Raw genomic sequence first — 255 nt, forward strand, 5'->3', positions numbered from 1 at the left:
TGGGCAGCCTGATCGGCCAGCCCCTGCCCGACCTGCGCGCCTACATCCTCGACGCCCACCGCCAGCCGGCGCCGATCGGCGTGACCGGCGAACTGTACATCGGTGGCGCCGGCGTCGCGCGCGGCTACCTGAACCGCCCCGAGCTGACGGCCGAACGCTTCATCGCCGACCCGTTCGGCGACCGCCCCGACGCCCGCCTGTACCGCACCGGCGACCTCGGCCGCTGGCTGCCGGACGGCGGCATCGAATACCTGG

1 protein-coding gene is annotated in these 255 nt (G+C 74.5%); it reads left to right on the forward strand.

The features are described from left to right. Positions 1–255 (forward strand): AMP-binding protein (locus tag KVP70_RS33865; protein WP_217946801.1); only part of this gene is annotated, 255 nt, incomplete at both ends.

Origin of the sequence: Duganella violaceipulchra (assembly GCF_019166075.1) — a bacterium.
Lineage (GTDB): Bacteria > Pseudomonadota > Gammaproteobacteria > Burkholderiales > Burkholderiaceae_D > Rugamonas > Rugamonas violaceipulchra.